The sequence below is a fragment of the Pantoea sp. CTOTU49201 genome (genome assembly GCF_032054795.1).
GTDB lineage: Bacteria > Pseudomonadota > Gammaproteobacteria > Enterobacterales > Enterobacteriaceae > Pantoea > Pantoea symbiotica.
In genome coordinates this window covers 1-2,158 of record NZ_DAMBSA010000258.1, presented here as the reverse complement: position 1 = coordinate 2,158, position 2,158 = coordinate 1, and the positions used below count along the sequence as shown (strand labels likewise).

General features: G+C 57.8%; 3 protein-coding genes. All 3 read right to left on the bottom strand.

The window, feature by feature from the left end; translation table 11 throughout:
* Positions 1 to 589 (bottom strand): rhodanese-like domain-containing protein (locus tag RTY00_RS16775; protein WP_312665194.1); only part of this gene is annotated, 589 nt, incomplete at its 3' end.
* Complete coding sequence (locus tag RTY00_RS16770) at positions 582 to 1,172, bottom strand: cysteine dioxygenase (protein ID WP_312665193.1); 591 nt, start codon at positions 1,170 to 1,172, stop codon at positions 582 to 584. The genes RTY00_RS16770 and RTY00_RS16775, both read right to left, overlap by 8 nt.
* 5 nt (positions 1,173 to 1,177) lie before the next feature.
* Positions 1,178 to 2,158, bottom strand: a 981-nt coding sequence (locus RTY00_RS16765) for an LLM class flavin-dependent oxidoreductase (RefSeq protein ID WP_312665192.1), incomplete at its 5' end; no start/stop codon positions are given.

Here is a 2,158-nt window from a genome sequence, read left to right as displayed (position 1 = left end):
TGCGACCGGCGCAGTTAATAATCACTGTGGTCTCCGGCGATGGCGCGATATCACGCACGCGCAGCACCAGCTCACCACCTGGCACGCTGGTGGCGCCTGGAATACTCATGGTTTGATATTCATCGAAACGGCGTGCATCGAGCACCACCACGTTAGCATCGCTGTTAATCAGCTGATGCACTTCGTCCGCTGACAAAGAGGGCGTGTGATTGTGATGCTCAACCAGCTCGCCAAACGCTTTGCTGGGTGAATTCACGTCGATAAACAGTTCGCCGCCCGCCGCTTGCCAGCCGGCCAAATCATCCGCCAGCAGCGCGACATTGCTGTAACCCTGCGCGGCAATGCGCTCGGCAGCGGTTTGCGCCAGGCCTTCGCCGCCGTCATACAGCGTGATGGCGGTGGCGCGCTGCGGAATGCGGTCCAGCAGCTCAAGCTCTAGCTTTGAAAGCGGAATATTCACCGCAAACAGCGGATGCGCGGTGGCAAACAGCGCTTCATCGCGCACATCGACAATCGCCACTTCCTGCTGCTGACGCAGCGCATCAATAAGTTCCGCCGCCTGGCGTAAAGGGAAAACCGGTTTAGTCATGTGAAAGGTCCCAAATGTTCGGTAAGTAGCGGTTGCTGTAACCGGAGATAAACGTTTTTTCGCTGCCGTCTTCGCGGTAGACCGCGCGTTTAACCGCGCCAATGTTGGCGCCATAAACGTGAATGCTGATGGAGACGCGATCCTCATAGGCGTTGCTGACGCGATGGATATCGCCCACCGTTGGCGATACCGCTTCAACGTTGCCAGGATCGAGTCGAACGGGCGCGCCTTCCGGCTGCAAGCCGTTCGGCCCCGGTTGCCAGGATTGTGAAATTTCCGCGCCGCGCAGCATGCCGATCAATCCCCATACGCGATGGTCGTGAATCGGCGTTTGCTGGCCCGGCCCCCAAACAAAACTCACCACCGAGAAGCGCTGCTGCGCATCGGCATACAACAAATATTGTTGATAGTGTTCGGGATGAGGTTGGCTAAAGGCATCGTCCAGCCAGTCGTCGTGGCGAATCAGCTCGCCAAGCCACTCGCTGCCACGTTGTAACACCGTGGCTTCCTCGGGCTTTGTATCCAGCAGGCTGGCAAGATTGGCGACGAAATCACGCAGGCGCTGGTGCTGATAATGGCTCATCAAATTCAGGCGCTCCTTTTATCTGCGGCGGAGAGCGCATCGACTTTCTCGCGCGTTAGCGGGATCAGCTCACGGCCATATTCGACCGCATCGTTAAGCGGATCGAAGCCGCGAATCAGCACGCTATGGATGCCAAGGCGATAATATTCCAGCAGCGCATCGGAAACTTGCTCCGGCGTTCCCACCAGCGCGGTGGAGTTGTAGCCGCCCTGAACCAGTTTTGCGACGCCGGTCCACAGCACTTTATCCAGACGATCGCCTTCATTGGCGGCGGCGAGTAAGCGCTGCGCGCCAACGCTTTGCGGTTTCGCCTTACCAAAGGCAAAACCAGTTTCGTTGAGCTGTTTCTCTGCCGTGGTGCGGATGTGTTCCGCGCGTTCCCAGGCTTCTTTTTCAGTTTTGCCAAGAATCGGTCGGAACGAGATGTTGAAGTTGATTTCGCGCCGCTGTCTGGCAGCAGCAGCGCGCACGTTGCGTACCGTCTCCTCCGCGCCTTTCAGCGGTTCGCCCCACAGCGCAAACACATCGGCATGCCGTGCTGCGACATCAATTGCTTCCTGCGACGATCCGCCAAAATAGATTGGCAGTTTTTTCTGCAACGGTTTGATGGCCGAAAACGCCTGCTCGACCTGATAAAACCGGCCTTGATGATCGTACGGCTGCGCGGATTCTAGGCTCTGCTTCAGCACGGTGAGAAACTCATCGCTGCGCGCATAGCGCTCGGCTTTATTGAGGAAGTCACCGTCGCGGCGCTGCTCGGCATCGCTGCCGCCGCTGATAATGTGCACCGCCAAACGGCCGTCGGTTAAGTGATCAAGCGAAGCCAGTTTGCGTGCCGCTAATGTTGGCGACACAAAACCGGGGCGATGCGCCAGCAAAAATTTCAGCGTTGAGGTGTGCGCCGCCGCGTGCGTGGTCACCAGAAAGCCATCTGGCTGATCCGACCAATAGCCCACCAGAATGCGATCAAAACCAGCGTCTTCGTG

Excerpts from the sequence above, each read along its gene's own strand:
- RTY00_RS16770 (WP_312665193.1), bottom strand. The coding sequence starts at position 1,172 with ATGAGCCATTATCAGCACCAGCGCCTGCGTGATTTCGTCGCCAATCTT.